Source organism: Propioniciclava sp. LT432 (genome assembly GCF_059515965.1).
This window is the reverse complement of sequence record NZ_JCAKNE010000026.1, coordinates 17,240-42,212: the sequence shown is the minus strand read 5'-3', so window position 1 is coordinate 42,212 and position 24,973 is coordinate 17,240. Positions and strand designations below refer to the sequence as shown.

Annotated in this window: 26 protein-coding genes, 3 tRNA genes and 1 pseudogene; 12 read left to right on the top strand and 18 right to left on the bottom strand. The window is 70.7% G+C overall.

Annotated features, from left to right (window positions below; translation table 11 throughout):
• Window positions 1–60: 60 nt before the first annotated feature.
• Window positions 61–732, top strand: coding sequence for a phosphoribosylformylglycinamidine synthase subunit PurQ (locus AC5YDV_RS14885; protein WP_496184262.1), 672 nt, complete (start codon window positions 61–63; stop codon window positions 730–732).
• A gap of 2 nt (window positions 733–734) precedes the next feature.
• On the opposite strand, the gene AC5YDV_RS14880 is transcribed toward AC5YDV_RS14885, so the two are convergent.
• On the bottom strand, window positions 735–1,658 hold the full coding sequence (locus AC5YDV_RS14880; RefSeq protein ID WP_496184261.1) for an N-acetylglucosamine kinase: 924 nt from the start codon (window positions 1,656–1,658) through the stop codon (window positions 735–737).
• Between the two features lie 120 nt (window positions 1,659–1,778).
• Here AC5YDV_RS14880 and AC5YDV_RS14875 point away from each other — a divergent pair, with 120 nt between their 5' ends.
• From AC5YDV_RS14875 to AC5YDV_RS14865, 3 genes and pseudogenes are all read left to right on the top strand, one after another.
• The gene (locus AC5YDV_RS14875; RefSeq protein ID WP_496184260.1) at window positions 1,779–2,093 is read left to right on the top strand and encodes an AIR synthase related protein; all 315 of its coding nucleotides are present in this window, start codon (window positions 1,779–1,781) and stop codon (window positions 2,091–2,093) included.
• 122 nt (window positions 2,094–2,215) lie between these two features.
• Window positions 2,216–3,310 (top strand): annotated as a pseudogene (locus AC5YDV_RS14870) (AIR synthase related protein); the annotation flags it as partial.
• Window positions 3,303–4,103, top strand: a complete 801-nt coding sequence (locus tag AC5YDV_RS14865; protein WP_496184259.1) for a DUF4870 domain-containing protein — start codon at window positions 3,303–3,305, stop codon at window positions 4,101–4,103. The pseudogene AC5YDV_RS14870 and the gene AC5YDV_RS14865, both read left to right, overlap by 8 nt.
• An 84-nt stretch (window positions 4,104–4,187) precedes the next feature.
• Here AC5YDV_RS14865 and AC5YDV_RS14860 read toward each other — a convergent pair whose 3' ends face one another.
• Entirely contained in the window at window positions 4,188–4,733 is a 546-nt protein-coding gene (locus tag AC5YDV_RS14860; RefSeq protein WP_496184258.1) for an NADPH-dependent FMN reductase, read from the bottom strand.
• A 131-nt stretch (window positions 4,734–4,864) separates the two neighbouring features.
• Here AC5YDV_RS14860 and purF point away from each other — a divergent pair, with 131 nt between their 5' ends.
• The 4 genes from purF (at window position 4,865) to AC5YDV_RS14840 (ending at window position 8,810) form a co-directional block, all read left to right on the top strand.
• Complete coding sequence (gene purF / locus AC5YDV_RS14855) at window positions 4,865–6,340, top strand: amidophosphoribosyltransferase (RefSeq protein WP_496184257.1); 1,476 nt, start codon at window positions 4,865–4,867, stop codon at window positions 6,338–6,340.
• Window positions 6,333–7,403, top strand: coding sequence for a phosphoribosylformylglycinamidine cyclo-ligase (purM, locus tag AC5YDV_RS14850; RefSeq protein ID WP_496184256.1), 1,071 nt, complete (start codon window positions 6,333–6,335; stop codon window positions 7,401–7,403). The genes purF and purM overlap by 8 nt, the downstream gene beginning before the upstream one ends.
• Window positions 7,404–7,552: 149 nt before the next feature.
• Window positions 7,553–7,792 (top strand): DUF3073 domain-containing protein, encoded by a 240-nt coding sequence (locus tag AC5YDV_RS14845; protein WP_496184255.1) that lies wholly within the window; start codon window positions 7,553–7,555, stop codon window positions 7,790–7,792.
• On the top strand, window positions 7,758–8,810 hold the full coding sequence (locus AC5YDV_RS14840) for an alpha/beta hydrolase (protein ID WP_496184254.1): 1,053 nt from the start codon (window positions 7,758–7,760) through the stop codon (window positions 8,808–8,810). Before AC5YDV_RS14845 ends, AC5YDV_RS14840 begins: the two co-directional genes overlap by 35 nt.
• Before the next feature lie 46 nt (window positions 8,811–8,856).
• Here the strand turns inward: AC5YDV_RS14840 and AC5YDV_RS14835 are convergent, their stop codons facing one another.
• From AC5YDV_RS14835 to AC5YDV_RS14810, 6 genes are all read right to left on the bottom strand, one after another.
• Window positions 8,857–9,165: an AzlD domain-containing protein gene (locus tag AC5YDV_RS14835; protein ID WP_496184253.1), complete on the bottom strand. Its 309-nt coding sequence runs from the start codon at window positions 9,163–9,165 to the stop codon at window positions 8,857–8,859.
• The gene (locus AC5YDV_RS14830; RefSeq protein WP_496184252.1) at window positions 9,162–9,914 is read right to left on the bottom strand and encodes an AzlC family ABC transporter permease; all 753 of its coding nucleotides are present in this window, start codon (window positions 9,912–9,914) and stop codon (window positions 9,162–9,164) included. Before AC5YDV_RS14830 ends, AC5YDV_RS14835 begins: the two co-directional genes overlap by 4 nt.
• Entirely contained in the window at window positions 9,911–11,161 is a 1,251-nt protein-coding gene (locus AC5YDV_RS14825) for an alpha-amylase family glycosyl hydrolase (protein ID WP_496184251.1), read from the bottom strand. Before AC5YDV_RS14825 ends, AC5YDV_RS14830 begins: the two co-directional genes overlap by 4 nt.
• The gene (locus AC5YDV_RS14820; protein ID WP_496184250.1) at window positions 11,158–12,330 is read right to left on the bottom strand and encodes an alpha-amylase family glycosyl hydrolase; all 1,173 of its coding nucleotides are present in this window, start codon (window positions 12,328–12,330) and stop codon (window positions 11,158–11,160) included. The genes AC5YDV_RS14825 and AC5YDV_RS14820 overlap by 4 nt, the downstream gene beginning before the upstream one ends.
• 57 nt (window positions 12,331–12,387) lie before the next feature.
• Complete coding sequence (locus tag AC5YDV_RS14815) at window positions 12,388–12,885, bottom strand: hemerythrin domain-containing protein (RefSeq protein WP_496184249.1); 498 nt, start codon at window positions 12,883–12,885, stop codon at window positions 12,388–12,390.
• Window positions 12,886–12,977: 92 nt separating this feature from the next.
• Complete coding sequence (locus AC5YDV_RS14810) at window positions 12,978–13,742, bottom strand: DUF1206 domain-containing protein (RefSeq protein ID WP_496184248.1); 765 nt, start codon at window positions 13,740–13,742, stop codon at window positions 12,978–12,980.
• Window positions 13,743–13,846: 104 nt separating this feature from the next.
• Here AC5YDV_RS14810 and AC5YDV_RS14805 point away from each other — a divergent pair, with 104 nt between their 5' ends.
• Window positions 13,847–14,578, top strand: a complete 732-nt coding sequence (locus AC5YDV_RS14805) for a phosphatase PAP2 family protein (protein ID WP_496184247.1) — start codon at window positions 13,847–13,849, stop codon at window positions 14,576–14,578.
• Here AC5YDV_RS14805 and AC5YDV_RS14800 read toward each other — a convergent pair.
• From AC5YDV_RS14800 to xseA, 7 genes are all read right to left on the bottom strand, one after another.
• Window positions 14,560–15,420 (bottom strand): phosphatase PAP2 family protein, encoded by an 861-nt coding sequence (locus tag AC5YDV_RS14800; RefSeq protein WP_496184246.1) that lies wholly within the window; start codon window positions 15,418–15,420, stop codon window positions 14,560–14,562. The two genes, AC5YDV_RS14805 and AC5YDV_RS14800, sit on opposite strands and share 19 nt — an antisense overlap.
• A 100-nt stretch (window positions 15,421–15,520) precedes the next feature.
• Window positions 15,521–15,594, bottom strand: a tRNA-Phe gene (locus AC5YDV_RS14795).
• 21 nt (window positions 15,595–15,615) lie between these two features.
• Window positions 15,616–15,689 (bottom strand) — tRNA-Asp (locus AC5YDV_RS14790).
• A gap of 163 nt (window positions 15,690–15,852) precedes the next feature.
• A tRNA-Glu gene (locus AC5YDV_RS14785) sits at window positions 15,853–15,928 on the bottom strand.
• 46 nt (window positions 15,929–15,974) lie between these two features.
• A complete protein-coding gene (locus tag AC5YDV_RS14780) occupies window positions 15,975–16,562 on the bottom strand; it encodes an NADPH-dependent FMN reductase (protein WP_496184245.1) in 588 nt (195 codons plus the stop codon).
• A gap of 86 nt (window positions 16,563–16,648) precedes the next feature.
• The gene (locus tag AC5YDV_RS14775) at window positions 16,649–16,864 is read right to left on the bottom strand and encodes an exodeoxyribonuclease VII small subunit (RefSeq protein WP_496184244.1); all 216 of its coding nucleotides are present in this window, start codon (window positions 16,862–16,864) and stop codon (window positions 16,649–16,651) included.
• The gene (gene xseA, locus AC5YDV_RS14770; RefSeq protein WP_496184243.1) at window positions 16,861–18,093 is read right to left on the bottom strand and encodes an exodeoxyribonuclease VII large subunit; all 1,233 of its coding nucleotides are present in this window, start codon (window positions 18,091–18,093) and stop codon (window positions 16,861–16,863) included. The genes AC5YDV_RS14775 and xseA overlap by 4 nt, the downstream gene beginning before the upstream one ends.
• 68 nt (window positions 18,094–18,161) lie before the next feature.
• On the opposite strand from xseA, the gene AC5YDV_RS14765 reads away from it, so the two are divergent.
• The gene (locus AC5YDV_RS14765) at window positions 18,162–18,725 is read left to right on the top strand and encodes a protein-L-isoaspartate O-methyltransferase family protein (RefSeq protein WP_496184242.1); all 564 of its coding nucleotides are present in this window, start codon (window positions 18,162–18,164) and stop codon (window positions 18,723–18,725) included.
• A gap of 15 nt (window positions 18,726–18,740) precedes the next feature.
• Here AC5YDV_RS14765 and AC5YDV_RS14760 read toward each other — a convergent pair whose 3' ends face one another.
• Window positions 18,741–19,619, bottom strand: a complete 879-nt coding sequence (locus AC5YDV_RS14760; RefSeq protein ID WP_496184241.1) for an aldo/keto reductase — start codon at window positions 19,617–19,619, stop codon at window positions 18,741–18,743.
• 286 nt (window positions 19,620–19,905) lie between these two features.
• Between AC5YDV_RS14760 and AC5YDV_RS14755 the strand changes: the two genes are divergently transcribed.
• Window positions 19,906–20,856 carry a 4-hydroxy-3-methylbut-2-enyl diphosphate reductase gene (locus AC5YDV_RS14755; protein WP_496184240.1) on the top strand — a complete coding sequence of 317 codons (951 nt, stop codon included), beginning with the start codon at window positions 19,906–19,908 and terminating at the stop codon, window positions 20,854–20,856.
• A gap of 143 nt (window positions 20,857–20,999) precedes the next feature.
• On the opposite strand, the gene AC5YDV_RS14750 is transcribed toward AC5YDV_RS14755, so the two are convergent.
• Entirely contained in the window at window positions 21,000–23,012 is a 2,013-nt protein-coding gene (locus AC5YDV_RS14750) for a hypothetical protein (protein ID WP_496184239.1), read from the bottom strand.
• 131 nt (window positions 23,013–23,143) lie between these two features.
• Between AC5YDV_RS14750 and AC5YDV_RS14745 the strand changes: the two genes are divergently transcribed.
• The gene (locus AC5YDV_RS14745) at window positions 23,144–23,404 is read left to right on the top strand and encodes a metal-sensitive transcriptional regulator (protein ID WP_496184238.1); all 261 of its coding nucleotides are present in this window, start codon (window positions 23,144–23,146) and stop codon (window positions 23,402–23,404) included.
• A gap of 32 nt (window positions 23,405–23,436) precedes the next feature.
• Here the strand turns inward: AC5YDV_RS14745 and AC5YDV_RS14740 are convergent, their stop codons facing one another.
• Window positions 23,437–24,948, bottom strand: a complete 1,512-nt coding sequence (locus AC5YDV_RS14740) for a flotillin family protein (protein ID WP_496184237.1) — start codon at window positions 24,946–24,948, stop codon at window positions 23,437–23,439.
• Window positions 24,949–24,973 lie beyond the last annotated feature (25 nt).

Here is a 24,973-nt window from a genome sequence, read left to right as displayed (position 1 = left end):
TAGGATCGCGCCCACGGGGCGAGTGATCGTGGTGGCCGAGTCCGCCGACCGGGACGAGTGATGACCCGAATCGGAGTCGTCAGCTCTCCCTGGTCGGTCGAGGGCCGGACCGTCTCGCGCGCCGTCCGGATCGCCGGGGGTGTCGCGGTGTCACTGCCGCCCACGGCGTCCGACCTCGAGGGGGTCGACGCGGTCATCCTGCCGGGCGGGGAGCCGTTCCACCAGGGGAGCGGCGCACTCACCGCGTCCAGCCCGATCATGCGGACGGTCGCCGACGCCGCCGAGCGCGGCCTGCCCGTGCTGGGTTTGGGGGACGGATTCCGTGTCCTGTGCGAGTCCGGGTTGCTCCCCGGCGCCCTGGTCACCAACGTGGGCGGCACCTTCCTGTGTCGAGATCTTCCCCTGCGGGTCGAGTCGCGCGACACCGTCTGGACCTGCGCCATGGACGAGGGGCAGCAGGTCACGCTCGTCCTCCGCACGCGCGAGGGACGCTACGTCGCCGATGCGGACGTCCTCCGGGGCCTGGAGGCCAACCACCAGGTGGTGCTCCGCCATGTCGACCCGAACCCGACCGGCTCGGCCCACGACATCGCTGGCATCACCAACGCACGGGGCAACGTGGTCGGGCTTGTGGTGCACCCGGAGCACTGCATGGACGTGCTCACCGGCCCGTCCGAGGACGGACGGCTCACGTTCGCCAGCGTCCTGACCTTCGTCGCCGCCGCCTCCTGAGGTCAACGCTCCGCGGCGGAGAGGCGCTCGTACAACGGATGCGTGGCATCCATCGTCACGAGGGCCGATGCGCCGTCGAGGGCGTCCCCCTTCGGCTCGGTCATGGCGAACGTGGGCCACTGCAGGGTGAGGAAGTCGGTGAACCGTCGCAGCATCTGGTCGTTGCGGAAGACGACTCCCAGTGCGGACACGCGCGGCGCCTCGGGGCCGGACAGGTGGGCGCGCCGGACCGCCGCCTGGACGGCCTCGGACAGGTGGGCGGCCGCCTTGTCGAGGATGTTGGCCGCCACACGGTCGGACGAGGCGAGCTGCATGACGTCCGTGGCGAAGGACGCGATGCGGGCGACCCGGTCCGAGTTGGCCTGGAGGTCCAGGTGTGCGTATTCGATGTCGGGGTAGTGCTCGGCCATGGCCCGCGTCAGCGCGGTCATCTGGCGGCGTCCGTCGTGGCCGCGCAGGGCGGCCTCCAAGCCGGTGCGACCGATCCAGTACGCGGATCCGGCGTCTCCCAGCAGGTGCCCCCACCCGTCGACGGTCGCGGTTTCCCGCGGTCCCACGGCGAGGCAGATCGTGCCCGTGTTCGCCGAGATGACGCAGCCCTGGCCGTCGCCGAGGGCACCCAGGTAGTTGGTGACCGAATCATGGGCGAGCACGACCCGCTTGATGCCCGCGTGCTCGATCAGGGGAAGGACGTCGGCGGCGGTGTGGCGTCCCAAGCCGCTGCAGCCGAGGCTGACGGTGTCGACGTGCACGTCCGGGTGGTCGGTGAGGAAGGTCGTCACGGCGGCCGCCCACTGCGGCGGGAGGGGCCGGTCGACGACCACGCCGCGGGCGGTGCCCTCCCGGCGTTCGGCACCCACGGTCAGGCGCAGCCGGATCGAGGACTGACCGGCGTGGACAGCCAAGTGGTTGACATGGTCGGACATCGAGGCCCCCATTCCCGTCCGCGCACGGAGGCTCCCCACGGACATCACCACACTACCCCGGACCTTCGTCGCCGGGCGAGGCTCCGGGGTGGCTGCGGAGGGGCACGGTAGATTGTGGCCGTGTCCGACACCTGGGAGAACGCAGGCGCCGTCCCGGACGTCGCCCTGCCGTGGGCGGGGTCCGGTCCGGCGGTCGCGTTCACGATCGAGCCCCACGACGGCGTCGTGGGGGCCGTTCGGCGTACCCTCGCCGCGGGCGTACGCCCCGTGGCGGTGCTGGACGCGCTGCGCTGCGGCCCCTTGGATGACGCGGGTGTCATCGACGCGCTGGCGGACACCGTGGCGGAGATCTCAACGCAGGCCCGCCGCCTGGGCCTGCCCATCATCGGTGGCGAGACCGTGTTCGATCAGCTCCACGCGGAAAGCCCCTCGTGAACACGCTCTGCGTCGGCGTTGCGGACGTCAGCGACGACGACCGCGTCCGGACCGAGCACCTGGCGGGGCAGATTACCGGCGCGTTCGGCACGGAGACGCCGGACGAGGACTTTGCGGGGCATCCGGCCGCCCGCCCGTCCTGGATCGACGGCCTGAACGCGGACCGCGCGGAGGTGTTGCCGCGGGCGTCCGGTCAGGAGCTGGGGGCCCAACTCCTGCGGCTGGTCGGCTCGGCGAACCTCTGCGACCGGACGTGGATCACCGACCAGTTCGACCGCCGTGTCGGCGGTGACACGGTGCTCGCCCAGCCCGAGGACGCCGGCGTCCTCCGCGTGGACCTCGAGACGGGCCGTGGCCTGGCGGTGTCCTTGGACAACAATCCCCGCCTCTGCCTGCTCAACCCCTACCTGGGGGCACAGCTGGCACTGGCCGAGGCGTACCGGAACGTCGCCGTGACCGGCGCGCGGGCGATCGCCGTCACCGCGTGCCTGAACGTCGGGTCCCTGGACGATCCGGCCGTGGTGTGGCAGGTCGAGGAGTCGGCCCTTGGTCTGTCCGACGGGTGCGACCGGCTCGGCATCCCGCTGACCGGAACGACGCTGGGCCACGGAAACCGCAGCGGAGGTGCGAACATCCACCCGACACCGCTGGTCTCGGTGCTGGGGGCGATCGAGGACGTCGCAGACCGGACGCCGATGGGGTTCGGCCACCCGGGGGACGCGGTGCTGCTCCTGGGTGAGACCAAGGAGGAGCTGTCGGGTTCGGCGTGGGCCGACGTGGTGCACGAGCACCTGGGGGGCATGCCACCCCTGCCCGACTTCGCGGCCGAACAGGCCCTGGCGCGGGTCTTGGTCGAAGCGTCCCGGCGCCACCTGCTCACGTCCGCCCACGACCTCGCCGAGGGTGGGCTGGCCCAGGCGCTGGTCGAGTCGGCTCTCCGCGGCATGCTCGGGGTCGCCCTGACGTTGCCGGAGGGCGACCCGACGGTCCACCTGTTCTCGGAGTCGCCCGCTCGGGCCCTCGTCTCCCTCGCCGGGCCGGAGTTCGGGGCGTTCACGGCCCTGTGCACCGAGGCGGGTGTCCCCGTCGTTCGGCTGGGTGAGGTCATCGAGGCCCCGGCCCTCGAGGTGAACGGTCAGTTCACCCTCGACTTGGGGGACGTCCGCACGCGGTGGGAGTCCCCGATCCGAGACGTGATGGGGGCAACCGATGGGTGAGCCGCGCGACGAGCCGGCGCGGGAGGACGGGGACGCCGAGCCGACCCTGGTCGATCCCTTCTCCGGCCGGGACCCGAACGCCTTCGTCCCGCCCCCGGAACCGCGGCCGTGGGGTCGGCCGGGCGAGTGGACGCCGCCCGCACAGCCTCGGCCGGACGCCTGGACTCCGCCCCAGCGCGGTCCCGCCGCGACTTCGCCCCAGGGCGGTCCCGTCTGGCCGCAGTACGCGCCGCCCCCTCAGGCCGGGCCGTGGGCACCGTCCCCGCCGCCTCCCTCGTCAGGTTCCTGGCCGCAGCACGACCCGTACGGGCAGGCCGGGTCGTGGCCGCCGCCCGCACAGCCGGGGTCGTGGCCGCCGCCCGCGCAGCCGGGGTCCTGGCCGCAGCCCGCGCCGTGGCCCGGTGCCACCGCGTCCACCGCCTGGCCCCAGCCGCGTCCGTACGACCCGCGCGACCCGTGGTTCGGGGCGCCGCTGTCGGGGGAGGAACGGTTCTGGGTCCCGGCCGTGCACTGGCTGCCCCTGCTGACGTCGTGGCTCGGACCGCTGGTCGTCCTGCTGACCGTGGGGGAGAGGAACGCGCGCGTCCGCGAGCACGCCAAGGAGTCCCTCAACTTCGAGGTCACGATCTGGTTGTTGATGCTGCTCGCGGCCCTGTTGACGTACGTGCTGGTCGGCTACCTGTTCCTCGTCCTGCTGCCCTTGGTGGCACTGGTCCTGCGCATCTCGGCAGCGGTGGCGTCCGCCAAGGGACGCAACCATCGGTACCCGTTCAACCTCCGCATCATCCGCTGACGGACGGCACCGGGCCCGACCTCGTGGAGGTCGGGCCCGGTGTGCGGTGCTGGCCGGGTCAGGCGGCCCGGGTCAGGTGCCGGGTCAGGCGGCCCGGGACTCCTCGGTGACCGCGGCCGCGAGCTGCTGCGACAGGGCGCGCAGTTCCTCGGGCTTGCCCGCGGTGATGGTGAGCTCACCCGCGGGGGTCAGGTCCTTGTTGAAGAACAGGGCGAGCGAGCCGACGACGTTGGCCTTGACGTTCTCCAGGAGGGTGGTCAGCGCGGCGGCGGAGCGGGCGCCACCGCCGAAACCGTAGCCGACGACCGCCATGGGCTTGTTCTCCCACTCGGCGAAGAGGTAGTCGATGGCGTTCTTCAGCCGGGCGGGGAAGAAGCCGTTGTACTCGGGGTTCACGACGACGATGGCGTCAGCGGCGTCGACCTTCGCCTTCCAGGCCAGGGTGTGGGGCTGGGTGTAGATGCCGGTGCCGGCCATCTGGGGCTCGTCGAGGAAGGGAAGGTTGATCTCGGCGAGGTCCAGGACCGTGATGGCCCAGTCGGAGCCGAGGGTCTCGCGGACCCAGGTGGTCACGAGCGAGCCGACGCGCTCGGGACGGGTGGAGGACACGATGATGCTCAGGTTGTTCACGTTTCAACCATCCCAAGAAAAGGTTGACACGTCAAGTTTTGCTGCGCTTGTTGGCGTGCTTGCCACGCGGGGGCCGCCCGCGAACGGGGTTTGCATCGTGGAGGGAGGGTGACCCGACTAGACTCCGACGGGTGAACGACCCTCGCGGCGCTTCTGCCGCACGCGACCCACTGGGAGACCCGAAACCGAACGAGGAGTGCGGCGTCTTCGGCGTCTGGGCCCCCGGCGAGGAGGTCGCCAAACTCACGTACTTCGGACTGTTCGCCCTGCAGCACCGCGGCCAGGAGTCGGCCGGCATCTCGGTCAGCAACGGTGAGCGCATCATGGTCTTCAAGGACATGGGGCTCGTCAGCCAGGTGTTCGACGAGCCGGCGCTGAACTCGCTGACGGGTCACCTCGCGATTGGGCACACGCGTTACTCGACCACCGGTGCGTCCGTGTGGAAGAACGCGCAGCCGACCTACCGGGCGACGGCCACGGGTGGGCTGGCCCTGGCGCACAACGGCAACCTGACCAACACCGAGGAACTCCAGGAGTGGTTGCACGAGCGTGACGCCTCGGTGAAGGTCGCCGTCAAGGACACGATGGACTCCACCAACGACACCTGGCTCGTCACCGCGCTGATGGCGACGTCCCCGTTGTCGACCTGGGAGGCGGCCCGTGAGGTGCTGCCCCGCCTGAAGGGTGCCTTCTGCTTCACCTTCATGGACGACAACGCCCTCTACGCGGCACGTGACCCGCACGGCGTCCGCCCGCTCGTGCTCGGACGCCTCGCCAACGGCTGGGTGATCGCCTCCGAGACCGCCGCGCTGGACATCATCGGTGCCAGCTTCGTGCGCGAGGTCGAGCCGGGCGAGATGATTGCGATCGACGCCGGCGGCCTCCGCTCGGAGCGCTTCGCCGAGGCCAAGCCGAAGGGCTGCCTTTTCGAGTACGTGTACCTGGCCCGGCCCGACACCGTTATCGCCGGACGCCGCGTCCACTCCACCCGCGTGGAGATCGGCCGGACGCTGGCGCTGGAGTCCCCGGTCGAGGCCGACCTGGTCATCCCGACGCCGGAGTCCGGCATCCCGAGCGCGATCGGCTACGCCGAGGCGTCCGGCATCCCCTACGGGTTGGGCCTGGTCAAGAACTCCTACGTCGGCCGCACCTTCATCCAACCGTCGCAGACGATCCGCCAACTCGGCATCCGGCTCAAGCTGAACCCGATCCGCGACGTCATCGAGGGCAAGCGCCTCGTCGTCGTCGACGACTCGATCGTCCGCGGCAACACGCAGCGGGCGCTGGTGAAGATGCTGCGCGAGGCGGGCGCCGCCGAGGTACACGTGCGCATCTCCTCGCCGCCCGTTGAGTGGCCCTGCTTCTACGGCATCGACTTCGCCACCCGCGCCGAGCTGATCGCGCCCGGCATGAGCGTGGACGAGATCTGCCGCTCGATCGGGGCCGACTCTCTGGCCTACATCTCCCTGGAGGGCCTCGTGGCCTCCACGGGGATCCCCAAGAAGCGCCTGTGCCGCGCGTGCTTCGACGGGCAGTACCCCATCCCGGTGCCCCGCGGCGTCGCCGAGAAGATGCGCATGATCGAGCAGGAGGAAATCCATGAGTGACGCGACGACGGGCCAGTCGGCCTACGCGGCCGCCGGGGTCGACATCGAGGCGGGGGACCGCGCGGTCGAACTCATGAAGGCGCATGTCTTGCGCACCCAGCGCCCTGAGGTGCTCGGTGGGCTGGGTGGCTTCGCGGGGTTCTTCGATGCCTCGGCCCTCAAGGGCTACGACCACCCCGTGCTGGCCACCTCCACGGACGGCGTCGGCACCAAGGTCGCGATCGCGCAGGCCCTCGACCAGCACGACACCATCGGCTTCGACCTGATCGGCATGCTCGTGGACGACCTGGTCGTCGTGGGTGCCGAACCTCTGTTCGTCACCGACTACATCGCGTGCGGCAAGGTCGTCCCCGAGCGCATCGCCGACATCGTCAAGGGCATCGCGGCCGCCTGTGAGGTCGCCGGCGCTGCCCTGCTGGGCGGCGAGACCGCCGAGCACCCCGGACTGCTGGCCCCCGACGAGTACGACATCGCCGGTGCCACCACCGGCGTGGTGGAGCGCTCGAAGATCCTCGGGCCCGACCGGGTCCGGCCCGGCGACGTGGTCGTCGCGCTGGCGTCCTCGGGCCTGCACTCCAACGGATACTCGCTCGTCCGCCACGTGCTGCTCGAGCAGGCCGGATGGGCGCTCGACCGAGACGTCCCCGAATTGGGCCGAACACTCGGCGAGGAACTGCTCACCCCGACGCAGGTGTACGCCCGCGACATCCTCGCGCTCATCGAGGCCACCGAGGTGCACGCGATCAGCCACATCACGGGCGGGGGACTGGCCAACAACCTGGCCCGCGTCCTGCCCTCCGGCGTGCGTGCGACCCTGCGCCGCGACAGCTGGACGCCACCGGCGATCTTCTCGCTCGTCCAACAGGTCGGCCGGGTCAGCCGGCCCGACATCGAGGCCACCCTCAACATGGGGGTCGGCATGGCGCTGGTCGCCCCGGCCGACTCCGTGGACGCGCTGGTGCGCACGGCGTCCGATCGGGGCCTGACGGCCTGGGTGCTGGGTGAGACGGCGGCAGCCGAGGGTGGCCCCCGCGTGGAACTCCTGGGGGACCACGCCGGTTGATGCCAGGGATCACCTCGCGCTGCCCTCCATGGGCGCGCGAGGTGGAACCTGCTTTGTCCGTGGTTTGAACTCGGGTACGATCGGCGTCACGACAAACACATCCTCACGCGGCTAGACCGCCAGAAGACGCTAAGGGGGTCGACCCGGACATGGGGCGCGGCCGTGCAAGGGCGAAGCAGACCAAGGTCGCTCGCGATCTGAAGTACCGAACCTTCGACACCGATTTTTCCTCCCTCGAAAGGGAACTCAGGGGCGAGCAGGCCTACGAGAGTTTCGCCGAGACGAGCGACGAGGAACCCGACGAGTACGACGATCCGTACGCGCCGGATGACGAAGAGGTCGACGTCGACGAGGATGAATACCCGAACGAGGGCCGCAACTACGGTTGAGCCCGGACCGGAGCACTCCGATGCCCCCGCCGCCGAGTGGGTGCCCGACGCCCTGCTCGACGGATTCGAGTCCCGTGACATCCCCTTGGCGGCCACGCCGCTCGAGGGGGAGGGGTGCGACTTCCTGTGCGCCACGGTGGTGCGGCCGGCGGATCCACGCCGGCGCCGCCACCGACGCGCCGTCGTCCACGTCCACGGGTGGAACGACTACTTCTTCCATCCGCACGTGGCCGACTTCTGGGAGCGGCAGGGCTTCTCGTTCCACGCGGTCGACCTGCGCCGCTACGGGCGCAGTCTGCGCGAGGGCCAGTTCCGTGGGTACGTGGAGAACCTCGGCGACTACGCGGAGGAACTCGACGCCGTCCTGGACCTCGTCAGCGAGGACCACGGCGAGGTCGTCCTCTCGGGACACTCGACGGGCGGGCTGACGGCGGTCCTGTACGCGGCGGACCACCCCGGGCGACTCGCCGGGGTGGTGCTGAACTCGCCGTGGCTCGACATGTGGGGACCGCCCGCGTTGACGTCCATGCTCAAGCCCCTGCTCACGGAGTGGAGCAAGCGCGCGCCGACGGCCCTGTTCCCGGTCCCCGAATCGGATGAGAACGTCTACGCGCGGTCCCTGCACGCGTCCCACGGGGGCGAGTGGGACTGGTCGCTCGACCTCAAGACGGAGTCAGCCGAGCAGATCCGCGTGGGCTGGTTGCGTGCGATCTTCCAGGGCCACGCGCGCGTGGCCAAGGGACTGGACATCGACTGCCCGGTGCTGGTGACCACGTCCACCAGGACCATCTTCCTGCGCAAGTACCGCGACGAGGCCAAGGAGGCCGACGTCGTCCTCGACGTGAACCGCATCAACGCGATCGCGTGGCGGCTGGGTCGCCAGGTCTCCCTGGCGCGGATCGAGGGCGGCACCCACGACCTGTCCCTGTCGCCCGAGCCGGCACGAACCGCATGGTTCGAGTCCATCGCGCGCTGGCTGCGCGCCTACGTGCCGCCGCCGCTCCCCTTGGAGGAGTAGTCGCGCACTGTGTCGGTGATGCAGCTCTGCATCACTCATACAGGTGTCAGAGGGGGAGCGCCGCCTCCGTCAGCAGCACCGCGAGCGCTGCGCCGATGGCAACCGTCATGAGCCCACGCCCGGTGAGGGCCAGGAGCACCGCCACGACGAGGGCCACCAGACCCGACACCCACGATTCCGTCGCGGTGAGGATGGCCGGGACCGTCATGGCCGTCAGGACGGCGAAGGGCACGTAGTGCAGGAACGACAGCACCCACGGGCTCTCGATGCGATCCCGCAGCAGCACCAACGGGACGGCGCGCAGGAGGTAGGTGGCGCCCGCGGTCACGAGCACCAGGAGGGCCAGGTCGCTCATCGGCGCGCCACCTCGCTCGCGCGGCGCGACGGCACGACCGGGGCCACCGTGGCGCCCACGGCGCAGACGACGAGGGTGACGACGATGATGCGCCAGCCGGTCGGCACTCCCGGGACCTGGGCCAGGGCGAACCCCAGCGCGGCGGATCCCAGCACGACGCCCAACACCGTCCGGGACGCCTCGGCCGGGGGGACGACGATCGCGACGAACATGGCGTAGAGCAGGACGCCGAAGGCGGACACGAGGGCGTCCGGGAGGATGGCGCCGACGGTGGAGCCGACGACGGTGCCGGCCGTCCACCCCAGGATGGGGAGCACCATGCCCGCTGTGTACGTGGCCACCGTCACCCGCGCCCGGGACATGCCGAGCGCGTAGATCTCGTCGGTGATGCCGATGGCGACGAGGAGCCGCTGCCACCGGGGGGTCCCCGGCTCGAGGCGCTGGCCCAGCGACACGGCCATCAGGACGTAGCGGAGGTTCACCAGGACCACCCCGAGGGCCAACTGGAGCCAGGTGCCGCCGTCGGCGTGGATGGTGACGGCGGCGAACTGTCCCGAACTCGACAGGTTCGTCAGGCTGACCAGGCCCGCGACGACCGTCGGGATGCCCACCTTGGCGCAGTAGAGCCCGAACGCCAGGGACACCGTGAAGTAACCCAGGCCGATGGGGATGGACTCCCGGACGGCCCTGCCCACGGACGCGGCCCCCGCTGTCTCCTCGTCGCCGTGCCCTGGGGGGATCGGGCTCATCCCACCACACCCCAGGTGGACGCCCCGGCCACCTGCCCGTCGAGGGTCCGGGCCACGGCGCGGTACTCCACCAGCGACCCGGCGGGCAGGTCCCGGCTCACGGGGAAGACCCGGTACTCCGGGTTGTCGTCGGTGCCCAGCGGCGTCCAGTCGGCGGCACCCAGCGCGCGTGCCCAGAACGTCACCTGGGTGTAGGCGTCCCCGGTCACGGTGGCCTTCAACGGCGCGCGTCCCTCGCCGGTCGCCCCGGGGGCCAGGTCGAGCGACAGCGTCGGGGCGGTGTCCGGCTCCGGCATGGGCGCGCTCGCGCGCAGCACGATCGCGGACAGGGGAGGCACGGTCACGGCCAGCACTCCGTCGACGGACGCCGTGGGCGCGGCGTCCGTGCCGAACAGGGGAGTGAAGGCGATGCCGTCCGACCAGGTCGGCACCTCGGCGGACTTGGGCGACAGGGCGTTGTTGAGGACCACGACGTATTCGGTCCCCGTCGCGGCATCGATGCGGGACAGGGCGAGGAGGCCGCTCGCCCTGTCCGCGTACCGGACGACCTGGGCGCCCCGGGCCAGGGCCGGGTGCTCCGCGCGCAGCTTCGCCAGGGCGGCGATGTGCGCGTACAGCGGATGGGAGGTGTCGTAGCGGTCACGGGAACCCGGCTGGCCACCCGCCACGTCCTCGGTGGCGTACTGCTCGACCCGGGACGCGAAGAGGCTCTGGCGGGCGTCCTTGTCGCCGCCCCGGCCGAGCAGCCCCTGCTCGTCGCCGTAGTACACGACGGGCTGGCCGCGGGTGAGGTACATGAGGTCGTGGGCGAGCTTCGTCCGCGCGAGCAGTTCGTCGCCCGAGGACAGCACGTCGAGGAAGTGGCCGACGCGGCCCATGTCGTGGTTGCCCAGGAAGGTGGGGAGCTGGTGGGCGTTGCTGTCGGCGTCCGTGTAGAGGTCGTCGGCGCCCCAGAAGCCTTCGAGGTGGGTGGGGGGCTTGCCTTCGGCGAACTGCACGGCATTGGCCTGGAAGCCGAAGTCGAGGGAGGCGGGCAGCTTCCCGGCGGTGGTGTAGAGGCTCATGGTCTCCGAGCGCGGGTCGTACACCTCACCGAACATGAAGAAGTCGTCGTTGTCCGCCTCTTGGGCCGCCTTCGCCATGGCCGGTCCGAACGCCTGCCAGAACTCGAGGTTCACGTGCTTGACCGTGTCGATGCGGAAGCCGTCGACCCCGAAGCGCACCCAGTCGGCGTAGAGGTCGATCATGCCCTGAACGACCTCGGGGTGCTCGGTGAAGAGGTCGTCGAGGCCCGCGATGTCGCCGTACGTGGCGGACTCCCCTGGAACGTCGAGTCCCCCCGGTTGTGGTAGAGCGTCGGGTCGTTCAGCCAGGCGGGGGTCTTGGCGTTCGCGTCCTCCGGGCGCGCGAAGACGGGGCGGAGGGGGAAGGACGTCGCGGCGTCCAGTGCCGGGAAGTCGACCTCGCCGACGACGTCGCGGTCGTCGAAGGGCTGTCCCGCGGCGTCCCGGTAGGGGACGGCGTCCTTCGGGACGTACGCCGAGCCGCCCTCGTGCTGGATGACGTCGGCTGTGTGGTTGGTGATGATGTCGAAGAAGACCTTCATCCCGCGCGCGTGGGCGGCGTCGATGAGCTCCTTCATCTCGTCGTTGGTGCCCAGGTGGGGGTCGATACGGGTGAAGTCGGTCGTCCAGTAGCCGTGGTAGCCGGCGGACTCCTGTCCGGGTGCTCCTTGGACGGGCTTGTTCACGAAAGACGGCGTCAACCAGATCGCCGTGGTGCCCAGCCCCTGGATGTAGTCGAGGCGGTCGATGACGCCGCGCAGGTCGCCGCCGTTGAAGAATCCCTTGTCGGTGGGGTCGAAACCATGGGGGAGCCGGTCTCCGGGGATGCCGCCGGTGTCGTTGGACGCGTCTCCGTTCGCGAAGCGGTCCGTGAGGACGAAGTAGAAGCGCTCGCCCGTGAGTGCCGCGCGGAGGGCGTCCGGGGCGTGCGCGGCGTCGACGGGGGCCGACGGGGCTGTCGGCTCGGTCGGTTCCACGGTCACGCGGTGCGAGGCCGGGTCGAGGCGGAACGTGACCTTGGCCGGGCCCGCCAGCGACAAGGGGATGGCGGCGCCGCCCGCCTCACCCCCGGCTCCCCAGGTCTCGTCCCCGGTGGTGCCCTTGGCCACCTTGAACTCGTGGGTCCCCGCCGGGAGTTCGGCCGTGAACGCGTGGTCGGCGTCGGCGAGCCCCGTGGCGGCGCAGCCGGGATCCCAGTCGGCGCGGCAGCCCAACTCGTCCTGGAAGGTGCCGACGAGGGTGAACTCCGCCGGCGGACGCGGGATGGTGCAGCCCAGGACACCCAGTGCCAGTGCTCCCGCCATCCCGCCCGCCAGCCAGCGCCTCGTCCCCATGACGAGCAACCCTGTCATGCACGCCCCCCGTTGGCCACCTGGCCCCCGGGGCGTCTCAGGCACGTGGCCGGCGGTTCACTCGGACAGGGCGTCCAGTGCGGCGCGGAGCCCCTTCGGCTCGGGGACCGACTCCGGTGCGTTGTCGCGCTCGGCGATCATGCGTGCGCCCATGTCCTGCAGCTGGTTGCGCCCCAGCGCCTCGCGGACCTTGGGGAACCACTCGTCCTCCTCCTCCTTGATGTGGTGGCGGACGTTCTCCATGAGGACCATGAACTTGGCCTCCCAGCGCTCGTCGTCGGGAGACATCCCCTCCAGCTCCAGCGACAGGACGTCGACGACGTGGTGCTCCTCGTACGACTCGAGGATCATGTCCTCGATCTCAGGGACGAGTTGGCGGACCTCCGGGTACATGACCTTGTCCTCGATGAAGGTGTGCACGGTGAGCTTGTGCAGCGCCTCCTTCACGATCTCGGCCTTGCGCGCCTGGGTCGTGGACTTCTTCTCGAACTCGGCGAACAGGCGGAGCACCTCGCGGTGGTCCTCCTTCAGCACGGTGATGGCGTCGGTCGACATGGTGCTCCTCCTTGGGCACGTGGACGATGGATTGAAGTACCCAGCCGGAGCCCGTCCACTCCTCCCCGAGCTGGGTCACCCCGGGGGGTCGTTCAGGTGCGGGCCCAGCGGGCGCGGGCGAAGGAGTAGACGCCGTACGCGGCGAAGCCGACCGCGATGAGGCCCACCAGCAGGGGTCCCGTCGGCAGGCCCAGCAGGGCGGTGAGCGCACCGTCCAGACCGCCGGCCTTCGCCGGGTCGTCGGTGAACGCCGCCTGCACGAACAGGCCGCCCACGGTGGCCAGGGCAATGCCCTTGGCCACGTAGCCGATGACGCCCAGCGCGATGATCCCCCGCGGAGGTTCCTCGGTCAGGTCGCGGCGGAACGTGCGGCGCGCGCCCTTGACGACGTGGTACGCGGCGATGCCCAGGATGGCCAACCCGATGGCGACCACGAGCGCGACGCCCCACGGCAGGGACAGGATCGTGGCCGCCACGTCCTCCGAGCTCTCCTCGGACCGATCGCCGGCCCCGAACAGGAACCCGACCGCCGCGGCCGTCAGCGCGAAGTAGCCGATGCCCTTGGCCCCTGACTTGAGGCGGTCCTTCGTCTCGCCCCGGACGAAGGCCATCGCCACCTGCCACACGCCGAGCAGCGCGAGCCCGATCGCCGTCGCGGCCAGCAGGACGATGCCGAGCGGGCTCTCCGCCATGGCACGGAACGCGCCCGACTGGTCCGCGTCGGTGCTCCGGTCGCCGAACGCAAGCCTCACCGCCAGCAATCCGATGATCAGGTGCAGCACACCGCTGACGGCGTACCCCAGTCTCGCTCCGGCCTGGACCACGGGATGATCGGCAACCTCTTCGGCACCACGCATCTCCCCATCCAAGCGCATCGGCGCCGTGACGGGTAGTGCCACAGGCCAGTCACGTGCCCTAAGGTGCCCCCACCGGAACCAACGTGCTCGGGAGAGGAACAGGTATGGCCGGGTCGCACCCGTCTGGATTCTTGGCGCGCTACGACGACACGACGCCTCCGACCGTCCGGTCGTGGCTCATGGACGTGCTCAAGCGGGCGCTGCCGCCCATGCTCGCGCTGTTCGCGCTGAACGCGGCGGTGGGGCTCTTCATCGTCCACGGCCTGGACGGCAACCTCGGCGAGGTCGCGGTGAACCGCTACCTGCAGGACCGTCGGACCCCCACCCTGGACGCGTTCGCCGCCTTCGGGTCCGCCATGGGCGCGGTGCTGACCAACATCATCGGGTGCCTGGTGCTCATGGGCCTGATCTGGCTCATCACCCGGAAGTGGTGGGTGGCGGTGCTCCCGGGCCTCGCGCTGGTCCTCCAAGCGGTGCTGCACATGGCCGTCTCCGGGCTCGTCGACCGCCTGCGGCCGGTGGGGGTCGAGCAGCTCGACCTGGCCCCACCCACCGCCGCGTTCCCCAGCGGGCACACCGGCGCGACGCTGACGCAGCTGGTGGTCATCGCGTTCCTGATCAGCCGGCTGCACAACCGGCTGGTCACGATCCTGGCCTGGGCGCTGACCGTCGTGTACATCGCCGTCGTCATCTGGGCCCGCCTCTACCAGGGCATGCACGCCGTCACGGACGTCTCGATGGGAATCGTGAACGGGGTGACCTGCGCCATCATCGCGTGGCTGGCCCTGCGAAGGGACCCGGTGGACACGCCAGTGGCTCAGCGCTCCGGCGTGTGAGCCTTCGGGAGGATCCCGAAGCGCTGTTCGCCGTGCTTGCGCCGTGCCGTCAGCCACAACCGGTGCAGGGTCATGACCACGGTCAGCCAACCCAGTCCCACGAGCCAGCCGACGGCGACGTCGGTCAACCAGTGGTGGCCCAGGTACACGCGTGAGAGTCCCATGGCCACGGCGTACACCACCGCGACGGCCACGCAGGCGATGCGCGCGGCGCGGGTCCTGAACCAGTGGACGAGCAGGTAGCAGATGATGCCCGCGACCACGACGCCCGTGATCGTGTGGCCGCTGGGGAAGGCGGGGGAGAGCTCGTAGGGCGGGACAGCTGCCTCGAAGGGCGGGCGCGCGCGTCCGACCAGATCCTTGCCGAACGTCGTGAGGACACCCGCGCCCGTCGCGGCGATCAGGCACAGGATCGGCGGCGTCCAACTGCGCCAACGCCACGCCAGGAACAGGGCGACCGGGGTGAGCAGCCAGGGCTGCGCCGGCGCCCCACCGACGTTGGTGAAGGCGGTGATGGCGGCGTCGGCGGTCGGCGTCCGGATGCTGCGCACCCAGTCCAGGACCGGCTGGTCCAACTCGGCGAGGCCATTGGTGCTCTTGACGCCCTGGTAGAGCTGACCCGAACCCCAGGTCACGAACCAGAGCACCGCCACCGAGCTGAGCAGCATGACGGACAGCACCACGTCGGCCGCCACCCAGTCCCGGGTGCGGCGGATGATCCCCGCCAGGGCTCGTCCCGGGGGGCTCTGCCAGATCGTCTGGAGCCGGCCGCCGATGGTCTCGTCCGGGCGCACCGGCGCACCTGTGGCGTCGGGTCCGGGTTCGCTGCGTGAGGGCTTCATTGCGACAGCGTAATCAGGGACCCCGCCGCGGTCACGCGTCGTCGCGTTCAGCCCGGCAATGCGAAACGCGGATCCAGGGGATCCGCGTTTCGAGTTCAGGTGGCCAGAACCGGGGTCGAACCGGTGACCTTCCACTTTTCAGGCGGACGCTCGTACCAACTGAGCTACCTGGCCGGCTTGCTCCTGATGGAGCAGCGACCCCGACGGGACTCGAACCCGCGACCTCCGCCGTGACAGGGCGGCGCGCTAACCAACTGCGCTACGGGGCCTCTTGTGAAGGCCGCTGCCCTCTCGGACAGCTTGAGAAGCATAGCGTAGGCGTTGGGCAGGTGTGAAATCGGGGTGACGTCGTGGTCACCGGCGACACGAGAGAGCCCCTGACCACGAGAAAGCCCCTGACTCGGTGTCTTCGAGTCAGGGGCTTCGTGCCAATGGCATCCCCAACGGGATTCGAACCCGCGCTGCCGCCTTGAAAGGGCGGAGTCCTAGGCCGCTAGACGATGGGGACAGGGCTGACCCAGCTTAGGGCACAGCCCGCTGCGTCCCCAAGTCGATCAGGCGTTGGCATCCTGGGCGGCGAACTCGCCCGCGCGGACGGCGGCCATGGCCTTGGTCCACACGACCAGCTGGTCGAGCATGCCCTCGACGGACTGGGCCGCCATCGGGGTCGGCTTGAAGGTGGTGAAGTTCTCGAAGTCGTGGAACAGCGAGAGGCCGCCGGTCGCGCGCACATGGGCGACCTGCTGCTCGGACAGGATGCCCCGGAGGTGCTCGATGGCGCGGGCGCCGTTGGCGGAGCCGTAGCCGACGAAGCCGGCCGCCTTGTTGGCGAGCTCGTTGTAGAGGTAGTCCAGCGCGTTCTTCAGCGAGCCGGTGAGGGAGTGGTTGTACTCGGCGACCACGAACACGTACCCGTCGAACTCGTCGACCTTATGGCTCCACGCCTGGGCGACCGGGTCCTCGCTGGGGCCCCAGGCCGGCGACATCGGCGCGTCCCACACGGGCAGGTTGAAGTCGGCGACGTCGACGACCTCGAAGGTGGCGTCGTCACGCTGGGCAGCGATGGACTTGACCCACTGGGCGACCTCGAGGCTCTTGCGGCCCTGGCGGGTGGAACCGGTGATGATGGCGATCTTCGGCATGCGGTCTCCTTAAAGTTGAATGGTCAACTAAAAGCTAGCGTGGAGGTCCATGCCGGACAAGTCACGCCGACCGCACCCGAACCGCGTCAGTCCTGGGCGGGCCGCGCGGCCTCGATCTTCGCCTTCGCACCGTCCAACCACTGCTGGCAGATCGCCGCCAGCTTCTCGCCGCGCTCCCACAGCTCCATCGAGCGCGACAGCGGCACGCTGCCGGACTCCAGTTGGCGGACCACCTCGACGAGTTGGTCGCGGGCCTCCTCGTAGGAGAGGGCCTTCTCGGGGGTGCGGGGCTCGTCGCTCATGCGGACTCCTGTTCGTGCGGTTCGACGTCGATCACCGCGGCAGCGATGTCGCCGTCGATGAGGCGGGCGATGATGGTCTCGTCCGGTTCGACGTCCTCGATGGACGCCACCGTCCGGCCGTCGTCGGTGGTGAGGATCGCATAGCCGCGCTGCAGCGTGGCGCGAGGCGACAGCGCCCGGACCCGGGCGAGGTGCGCGTGCACCTGGTCCTGCTCCCGTTCGATCGCCCGGCGCACCGCGCGATCCAGCCGGTCGCTGAGGTCGCCCACGCGCTCCGATGCCAGGGTGATCGCCCCCGACGGGTCACGGAGCACGGGGCGGGATCGCAGGGCGTCCAGGGCCTCCTGCTGGCGGCGGAGGTGACCGGTGATCGCCGCCCGCAGCCGGTCACGGCCGACCGCGATGATGCCGGCCTGCTCGGTGGCGTCCGGCACCACCAGCTTGGCGGCGTCGGTCGGGGTGGAGGCACGGACGTCCGCCACCAGGTCGAGGATGGGGGTGTCGGTCTCGTGGCCGATCGCGGACACCACGGGCGTGTGGCAGGCGAAGACGGCGCGGGCGAGGCCCTCGTCCGAGAAGGGCAGCAGGTCCTCCAGCGATCCTCCGCCGCGGGCGATGATGATGACGTCGACCTCGGGTCGGCCGTCCAGCCAGCGCAGCGCGTCCGTCACCTGCTCGACCGCCTGGGGACCCTGCACCAGGGCGTACCGGGGGAGGATGACCGCGGCCGGCCAGCGCCGTCGCACGTTCTCGACGACGTCGCGTTCGGCGGCCGACCCCTGGGCGGTGACCAGCCCGATGCTGCGCGGCAGGAAGGGCAGGCGCTTCTTGAGGTCGGGGTTGAAGAGCCCCTCGGCCTGGAGGGCGCGCTTGCGCTGCTCGAGGTGAGCCAGCAGCCGCCCCTCACCGGACGGCCGAAGGTCGTTGCAGGCGAACGTGAGCGACCCGCTCGCGGCATAGACCTGGGCCTTGACGTGCGCGGCCACGAGGGTGCCCTCCGTGATCGGACCCGCGGCGTCCAGCGTGGCGGTGGAAACAGTGACCTGGACGCTCACGTCCGCGAGCTTGTCGCGCAGCGTGAGGAAGTGGATGCTGCTGCCGCTGCGACGCTTGAGCTGGATCACCTGCCCCTCGACCCACACCGGGCCCGTGCGCTCCACCCAGCCCTTGAGCAGCCGGACGACCTCGCGCAGGGGCTGGGGTTGTTCGGGCGAACTGGTCAACGGCACGGGGTCCAGCGTAGGGGCCGCCTGCGACATTCCCTGCCGGAGCGGGCGGGCGCGAGGGAGAATGTGACATGAGCACTCGGCTCGACGACGCCTTCGCAGCAGTCCCGCGCGCGGATTTTCTGCCGCCAGGGCAGCGGCCCTACGCGTCCGTGGATGCGCCCCTGTCGATCGGGTACGGCGCGACCAATTCCCAGCCGTGGACCGTCCGGTACATGCTCGACCTGCTGGACGTCAGGTCCGGACAGCGCGTCCTGGACGTCGGCAGCGGCTCCGGTTGGACGACCGCCCTGCTCGGCTGGCTCGTGGGACCTGGCGGGTCCGTGGTGGGGGTCGACATCATCCCCGAACTCGTGCAGATGGGGCGCGACGCCCTCGGTGACCGGTTCGGCTGGGTGCGGATGGAACTCGCCGAGCGAGGTGTGCTGGGCTGGCCCGAGGGCGCCCCCTACGACCGCATCCTCGTCTCGGCGGACGGGCGTCACGTCCCGAAGGAACTCGTGGAGCAACTCGCTCCCGGCGGCCGGATGGTGCTGCCTGCCGATCAGGAGATGGTCGTCGTCGAGAAGCACGCCACCGGGCGCGTCACCCGACGCCCCACCGGCGACCTGTTCAACTTCGTGCCGTTGCGCTGAGGGGAGGCTCCTCGTTCAGAGCGGCTGCTTCTCGTTGTAGACCGACTCGTACTCCTCGGCCGGCAAGGCATCGAGCGTCGCGGCCGCCTCCTCGGCGGTGATGGCGGCGCGCTCCTTCTCGGCCCGGATGACCTGACCGAGCAGCTTGGTCTCACCCGCGGTCGCGAGGCCGGTGATCTCGGGGTGGCCGTTGAGCAGCCAGGCCAGCGACGCGTTGATGTACTGCTGTTCGGTGAAGGGCTCGTACCAGGTCGCGAAGCTGCGCTCACCCGGCCAGTTGCGCTTGGCGATCATCTTGATGGTCATGAGCGCGACGTCCTGGGCCTGGATCTCGGCCACCAGCGCCGTGTAGTCGTCGGCGTAGCCCGGCACGTGCCACAGGCGCCGGTTGAGCGGTGTCAGGACGCTGTCGAAGGCGAAGCGCCGCAATGCCTCGCGGTGCGTGGCCGGCGCGGAGTGCGAGTGGCCGGTGATGCCGATACCGGTGACCAGGCCCTCGTCGCGGGCCCTGATCAGCGCCTCCAGCGCCCCGCCCGGCCGGGTGACGGCGTCGAGGGTCTCGATGGCACCCACCTCGTGGAGCTGGATGAGGTCCAGGTGGTCGGTGTTGAGACGTTCGAGGGACCGATTGATGGACGCCCACGCCGACTCGGCGTCCCGGTCGCCCGTCTTGGTCGCCAGGAAGATGCGGGGACGAAGGTCGTCCATCATCGCGCCGAGCCGGATCTCGGCATCGCCGTAGCTGGCGGCGACGTCCACGTGGTTGATCCCGGCGTCGAGCGCCTGGGCGATGGAGGCGTCCGCAACCTCCTGGGTGACGTCACCCAGCGAGGCCGCGCCGTAGATGAGGACGGAGGACTGGTGGCCGAGCCGGCCGAGGCGGCGATACTCCATGGGCCGAGCCTACGCCCGCGGGGCGGGCCCGGGGGGTGGCGGCTGGGCTTTCGGGGAGGAAGCCGGGCCAGCGCGCCGGTGGCTGCTGACCTGGGTCAGCGGCCGTGCTTGGAGGTGGCCTCCTCCTCGGCGATGACGAGCTCGTCGGCGGCCACGCTGAGGTTGATGGTGTGGGCAAGGACTTCGTGGGAAAGTGAGATGAACTGCATGTTTTTAGTCTAAGAGATCAATACTCGAGACCCAAGCTGGGAGTGGCAACAAGACCGGGCCACCTACACTGGTGCCCATGACCAAGAGCGTTGTCGTTGCCGCCCCCCGTGGGTACTGCGCGGGTGTGGACCGGGCCGTCGTCACCGTCGAGAAGGCTCTCGACCTGTACGGGCCGCCCGTCTACGTGCGCAAGCAGATCGTGCACAACAAGCACGTGGTCGAGACCCTGGAGGCTCGGGGTGCGATCTTCGTGGAGGAGCTCGAGGAGGTGCCGGCCGGTGCCACGGTCGTGTTCTCCGCCCACGGGGTGTCCCCGGCGGTGCACGCCGAGGCGGCCGAGCGCCAGTTGAAGACCATCGACGCGACGTGCCCGCTGGTCACCAAGGTGCACCACGAGGCCAAGCGCTTCGCGGCGGACGGGCGCCAGATCCTGCTCATCGGGCACGCGGGTCACGAGGAGGTCGAGGGGACCATGGGCGAGGCCCCCGAGCGCACGATCCTCGTCGAGCATCCGGACGACGTCGCCAACGTCGAGGTGGACGACCCCTCGCAGCTGGCCTGGCTCTCCCAGACCACGCTCTCGGTCGACGAGACTTGGGAAACCGTGACGAAGCTCCGCGAGAAGTTCCCGCTCCTGCAGGACCCGCCGTCCGACGACATCTGCTACGCCACCCAGAACCGGCAGTCGGCCGTGAAGCAGATCGCCAAGGACGCCGACCTCGTCATCGTCGTCGGATCCCGCAACTCATCGAACTCGGTGCGCCTGGTCGAGGTCGCCCTGGAAGCCGGCGCCAAGGCCGCCCACCGTGTCGACAATGCCGGCGAGATCGACCCGGCCTGGCTCGTGGGTGTCGAGAAGGTCGGTGTGACCTCGGGCGCCTCGGTTCCGGACGTCCTCGTCCAAGGTGTGCTCGACCACCTCACGGAGCAGGGCTACCCGGCCGCCGTCGAGGAGCGCCTCACCGAGGAGAACCTGACTTTCGCCCTTCCGCCGGAGCTCCGCAAGGACCTCAAGAAGCGAGCCTGACCGGCCGCGCACGAGCACGCGCGGCGGGGCGGCCCACGCAACGGCGGCCCCACTGAAGCGTGCCGAACGATCCGCTCGTCCCGCGACAATCCGCGCTCGCTCCAGCGAGCGCGGATTGCTGTTCCACGCGCGGATTCCCGGCGTCAGAGCCCCAGTTCCTTGGCCAACTGCTTGGCCTCCTTCTTCGGCGCACGGGAACCCCACCAGTCGCCGGACCGGAACTTCGCGTCGCCCAGTTCCTCCAGAGCCGCGACCAGCCTGGCTCCCCACGTGCGTGCGTCGGCCGCCACGAGCGGACGCAGGACGTCCACCACCGCGGACGCCGCCTCGAGGGTGTCGCGGCGCTGACCGGACGCCTTGGCGGTACGCCAACGCTCCAGGGCAGGCTCGAGATCTGCGCTGCTGGGAGAGGGCTCCGGTTCGACCACCGGCTCGGGCCGCACGGTCTGGACCGCGGGTTCGATGACGGGCTCCGGCTCGACGATCGGCTCGGGCTCGGGTTCGATGACGGGCTCGGGTTCGATGACGGGCTCGGGCTCGACCATCGGCTCGGGTGCGGCGACCGGCTCGGGCTCGACCATCGGCTCGGGTTCGACGACCGGCTCGGGCTCGACCATCGGCTCGGGTGCGACGACCGGTTCGGGTAGGACGATCGGCTCGGGTTCGACGACCGGTTCGGGTAGGACGATCGGCTCGGGTTCGCTGACCGGCTCTGGCTCGACCACCTCGGCGACCGGCTGTTCAGGTGCGGGGACCTGGAGCGGCGCGCGGGTGGCCACGGCGAGGGCGTCCGAGTCGGACAGGCTGGACCACGACGGCGACGGCCGTGGAGACCGCGTCACCACGCCGCGTGCCCGGTCCCGGGCGAACTCCTCGTCCGGGACGTCCACGTACAGGGCCGCGGCCGGCGTTGCCTGGCGCAGGGCGTCCACCAGCGCACGGAACTCGCGGAGGGACTGGTCGGCCGCGGACTGGTCACCGGAGGCGGCCTCCACGGCGGCGCGCACTGCGGTCGCCTCGGCGAGGGACGCCTCGTGGCCGGCCGGACGCCTCAGGGATCCGAACCGGTCGAACAGCGACGCCAGTGCCTCCGCGGCCTCCGCGTGCTCGCCTCTCCGTGCCAGGACCCGGGCCAGGACCGTGACGGCGGCGAACTGTGCTTCGAGGTGCTCGCCGGCTCGCGACTCCTGGGCGGCGAGGGCGCCGGCCGCCTCGGCGGCGCGCCCTGCCGCGTCCAAGGCCTCCTCGTCGCGCTGAAGGGTCACGAGGTCGTGGGCCAGGTCAGCCAGCGTCCGGGTGAGAGCGGCCCGAGCCGGGGCGCCGAGGCGTCCCACCAGGCCCTCCAGCTCGGCGGCGAGGCGCCGGCGCTCCGTCAGTCCGTCCTCTGCCCGACCCGAGCCGACGAGCCGGTCGGCCAGGTCGCGTCTGGTGTCGACCAGCGGCTCCATGACGCGGAGCGCCCAAGCGGCCGCCACCCGAGCGGCGGCTCCCAGCACGGGATCGGCCACCGCTGACGCGGCCTCGGCCGCCTCGCGGGAGAGCGCGATGGCGTCGTGGGTGATCCCGGAGATCCAGCGAACGTCGGCGGCGAGGCCCAGTGCATCGACCAGGACGGGCGCGTCCGGACCTCCGGCCAGACCACCCTCGCGGGCGCGCGCCACGGCGGCATCGGCGAAGGCATTCGCCGTCGCGAGGTCACCGGACGCCAGCGCCGCGCGCGCCTGGGCGACCAGGAGCCAGGTGGCCGTGCGGGCGCCGACGTAGGGGACGATGTCCACGTGGGGGAGGAGTCCGACCCAACCGCGCAGGGCCAGGGCCATCTGGCCGCCGAGTTGCGGCTGGCCCAGGCCGACCTGCGTGGCGGCCAGGTGGGTGGTCGCCGTGAAGAACCGGACGCCGTCGTCGATCGGGGTGAAGGGCCCGACCGCACCGTGCGCCGAGACGAGCTTGTTGGCGCGGGTGAGGGCGTCCTGGGCATCCTCGATCGCGGCCACGAACTGGTGGGCAACCAGCCGCTGGGCCGTCAACTCGTTGAGCGCGTCCGCGAGGCGCTCGGCGACCGATTTGTCGGACGCCGCCCACCCACGGAGCTTCCTCACCTCGGACGTCAGTTCCTTGAGGCGGCGGCCAGTGTGGTCAGTGGGGCGCTGTGCCATGGAGATAGCTCCCGAAGAGTCGAGGGGTGGGCTGTGCCATCCTATCGAGCCGCCTGTTGACCTTCGTCGCGGGCCGGGTCGCCCATACCGGGTAGGGTATGGTGTGCGCCAACCCGCAGAGGAGTTCCCCAATGCACCTTGACTCCGAGCAGATGTCCTCGGTCCTCATCCGCCTCAAGCGTGCCCAAGGGCAACTGGGCGGCGTCATCGCGATGATCGAAGCCGGTCGCCCGTGCGAGGACATCGTCACCCAACTCGCCGCCGTCGGCAAGGCGGTCGACCGGGCCGCGTTCCTGACCATCTCGACCGGGCTGCGCCAGTGCATGCTGGATCCCGAGGGCAGCGAGATGGACGCCGCCAAGCTCGAGAAGTTGTTCCTCTCGCTCGCCTGAGCCGAGCGGCCTGACGGCGTCCACTCCCGGTGCTACGGGAGTTCACGCTCCACCGGCGTCGGCCCGGCCGGCGCGGCCTCCCGCTTCGCGAAGCGGTCCAGGGCCGAGGTGAGGTCGTAGCCCGTGGTGTCCTTGACCAGCTGCATCGTCTGCATCAGGTTCTCCGACACCTGCCTGGGCAGGGCGGCGGCACCGTCGGTCGAAATGACCGTCAACTTGTCGATGGCGCCCATCGGCGCGGCGACCTTCTCGGCCACAGTGGGCAGGACCTCGATCAGCATCTGCAGGACGGCGGCCTCGTTGTAGTGGGCGAATGCCGCGGCCCGCTTGTCCATCGCCTCGGCTTCCGCCTGTCCGACCGCGAGCACCGCGGCGGCCTGGGACTCGCCCTCGGCGCGGACTGCCTCGGCCTCCGCGATACGACGGGCCTTCTCGGCCTCACCGCGCTTGGCGCCCTCGATCGCCTCCGCCTCGGCCAGCGCCGAACGGCGCGACTTCTCGCCCTCACCCATCAGGCGGGCCTTCTCGGCCTCTGCCTCGGCGTTGGCGATGGACGCCGCCTTGTTCCCCTCGGCGGCGAGGATCGCCGACTGGCGCCTCGCGGCTGCCTCGGTCTCGAGGCGATAGCGCTCGGCGTCGGCCGGCTTGCGGACCTCGGTGTCGAGCTGGCGCTCCTTCAGGGCCGCCTGGGCGACGGCGACCTTCTCCTGCTCCTGCAGGATGGCCTGGTCGCGGTCGGCCTGCGCGAGAGGGCCGGCGGCCGCGGCGGTGGCGCGGGCGGCGTCCGTCTCGGACTGGATCTCGGCCTGCTTCAGCACCAGAGCCCGCTGGGCGATGGCGATCTGCTCCTCGGCGGCGATGCGCGCCTGTTCGGCCTCCCGGCGCGCCTCCGCCTCGGCGATGGCGGCGAGGCGCCCGATGCGGGCCGACTCGGGCCGTCCGAGGTCGGACAGGTAGGTGCCGTCGTCGCTGATGTCCTGAATCTGGAAGGTGTCCAGGACGAGTCCCTGCCCGGTGAGGGAGGATTCCGACTCGTCCGTGACCCGCTGGGCGAAGGCCGCGCGGTCGCGGATGATCTGCTCGACGGTCAACGAGCCGACGATCGAACGCAGCGAGCCCGCGAGGGTCTCCTGGGTGAAGGTCTCGATCTCGTCCTGCTGGCCGAGGAAGCGCTGGGCGGCCGCGCGGATGGAGTCCTCGTTGCCGCCGACCTTCACGATCGCCACACCGTCGACGTTGAGCTTGATGCCCTGACCCGACACCGCGTTGCGGATCGTCACCATGATGCGACGCGAACTGAGGTCGAGGGTGTGCAGGCGCTGGATGAACGGCACCACGAACACGCCGCCGCCCATGACCACGCGCTGGCCCGACAGGTCGGTCGACATCAGGCCGGTCTCGGGGTTGACGACCTCGCGGCCCTTGCGTCCGGTGATGATGTACGCCTCGTTCGGCTTGGAGACCTTGTAGCGGCTCGCGACCAGGAGCCCGACGAGGACGAGGAGGACGAGGAGTCCGCCGAGGGCGATCAGGAAGTCGGGCATGGGGTGGTTCCTCTCGGTCTGGGAT

Bases quoted from the DNA above. Each gene is read 5' to 3' on its own strand.
- AC5YDV_RS14755 (WP_496184240.1), top strand. From the start codon at position 19,906: ATGACCAAGAGCGTTGTCGTTGCCGCCCCCCGTGGGTACTGCGCGGGT.
- AC5YDV_RS14880 (WP_496184261.1), bottom strand. From the start codon at position 1,658: ATGTCCGACCATGTCAACCACTTGGCTGTCCACGCCGGTCAGTCCTCG.
- AC5YDV_RS14805 (WP_496184247.1), top strand. From the start codon at position 13,847: ATGGCCGGGTCGCACCCGTCTGGATTCTTGGCGCGCTACGACGACACG.
- AC5YDV_RS14740 (WP_496184237.1), bottom strand. From the start codon at position 24,948: ATGCCCGACTTCCTGATCGCCCTCGGCGGACTCCTCGTCCTCCTCGTC.
- AC5YDV_RS14750 (WP_496184239.1), bottom strand. From the start codon at position 23,012: ATGGCACAGCGCCCCACTGACCACACTGGCCGCCGCCTCAAGGAACTG.
- AC5YDV_RS14780 (WP_496184245.1), bottom strand. From the start codon at position 16,562: ATGCCGAAGATCGCCATCATCACCGGTTCCACCCGCCAGGGCCGCAAG.
- AC5YDV_RS14810 (WP_496184248.1), bottom strand. From the start codon at position 13,742: ATGCGTGGTGCCGAAGAGGTTGCCGATCATCCCGTGGTCCAGGCCGGA.
- AC5YDV_RS14840 (WP_496184254.1), top strand. From the start codon at position 7,758: ATGAATACCCGAACGAGGGCCGCAACTACGGTTGAGCCCGGACCGGAG.
- AC5YDV_RS14765 (WP_496184242.1), top strand. From the start codon at position 18,162: ATGAGCACTCGGCTCGACGACGCCTTCGCAGCAGTCCCGCGCGCGGAT.
- AC5YDV_RS14815 (WP_496184249.1), bottom strand. From the start codon at position 12,885: ATGTCGACCGACGCCATCACCGTGCTGAAGGAGGACCACCGCGAGGTG.
- AC5YDV_RS14830 (WP_496184252.1), bottom strand. From the start codon at position 9,914: ATGAGCCCGATCCCCCCAGGGCACGGCGACGAGGAGACAGCGGGGGCC.
- AC5YDV_RS14760 (WP_496184241.1), bottom strand. From the start codon at position 19,619: ATGGAGTATCGCCGCCTCGGCCGGCTCGGCCACCAGTCCTCCGTCCTC.
- AC5YDV_RS14820 (WP_496184250.1), bottom strand. From the start codon at position 12,330: ATGACAGGGTTGCTCGTCATGGGGACGAGGCGCTGGCTGGCGGGCGGG.
- purM (WP_496184256.1), top strand. From the start codon at position 6,333: ATGAGTGACGCGACGACGGGCCAGTCGGCCTACGCGGCCGCCGGGGTC.
- AC5YDV_RS14885 (WP_496184262.1), top strand. From the start codon at position 61: ATGACCCGAATCGGAGTCGTCAGCTCTCCCTGGTCGGTCGAGGGCCGG.
- AC5YDV_RS14745 (WP_496184238.1), top strand. From the start codon at position 23,144: ATGCACCTTGACTCCGAGCAGATGTCCTCGGTCCTCATCCGCCTCAAG.
- AC5YDV_RS14800 (WP_496184246.1), bottom strand. From the start codon at position 15,420: ATGAAGCCCTCACGCAGCGAACCCGGACCCGACGCCACAGGTGCGCCG.
- AC5YDV_RS14775 (WP_496184244.1), bottom strand. From the start codon at position 16,864: ATGAGCGACGAGCCCCGCACCCCCGAGAAGGCCCTCTCCTACGAGGAG.
- AC5YDV_RS14865 (WP_496184259.1), top strand. From the start codon at position 3,303: ATGGGTGAGCCGCGCGACGAGCCGGCGCGGGAGGACGGGGACGCCGAG.
- AC5YDV_RS14835 (WP_496184253.1), bottom strand. From the start codon at position 9,165: ATGAGCGACCTGGCCCTCCTGGTGCTCGTGACCGCGGGCGCCACCTAC.
- AC5YDV_RS14845 (WP_496184255.1), top strand. From the start codon at position 7,553: ATGGGGCGCGGCCGTGCAAGGGCGAAGCAGACCAAGGTCGCTCGCGAT.
- AC5YDV_RS14825 (WP_496184251.1), bottom strand. From the start codon at position 11,161: ATGATCGACCTCTACGCCGACTGGGTGCGCTTCGGGGTCGACGGCTTC.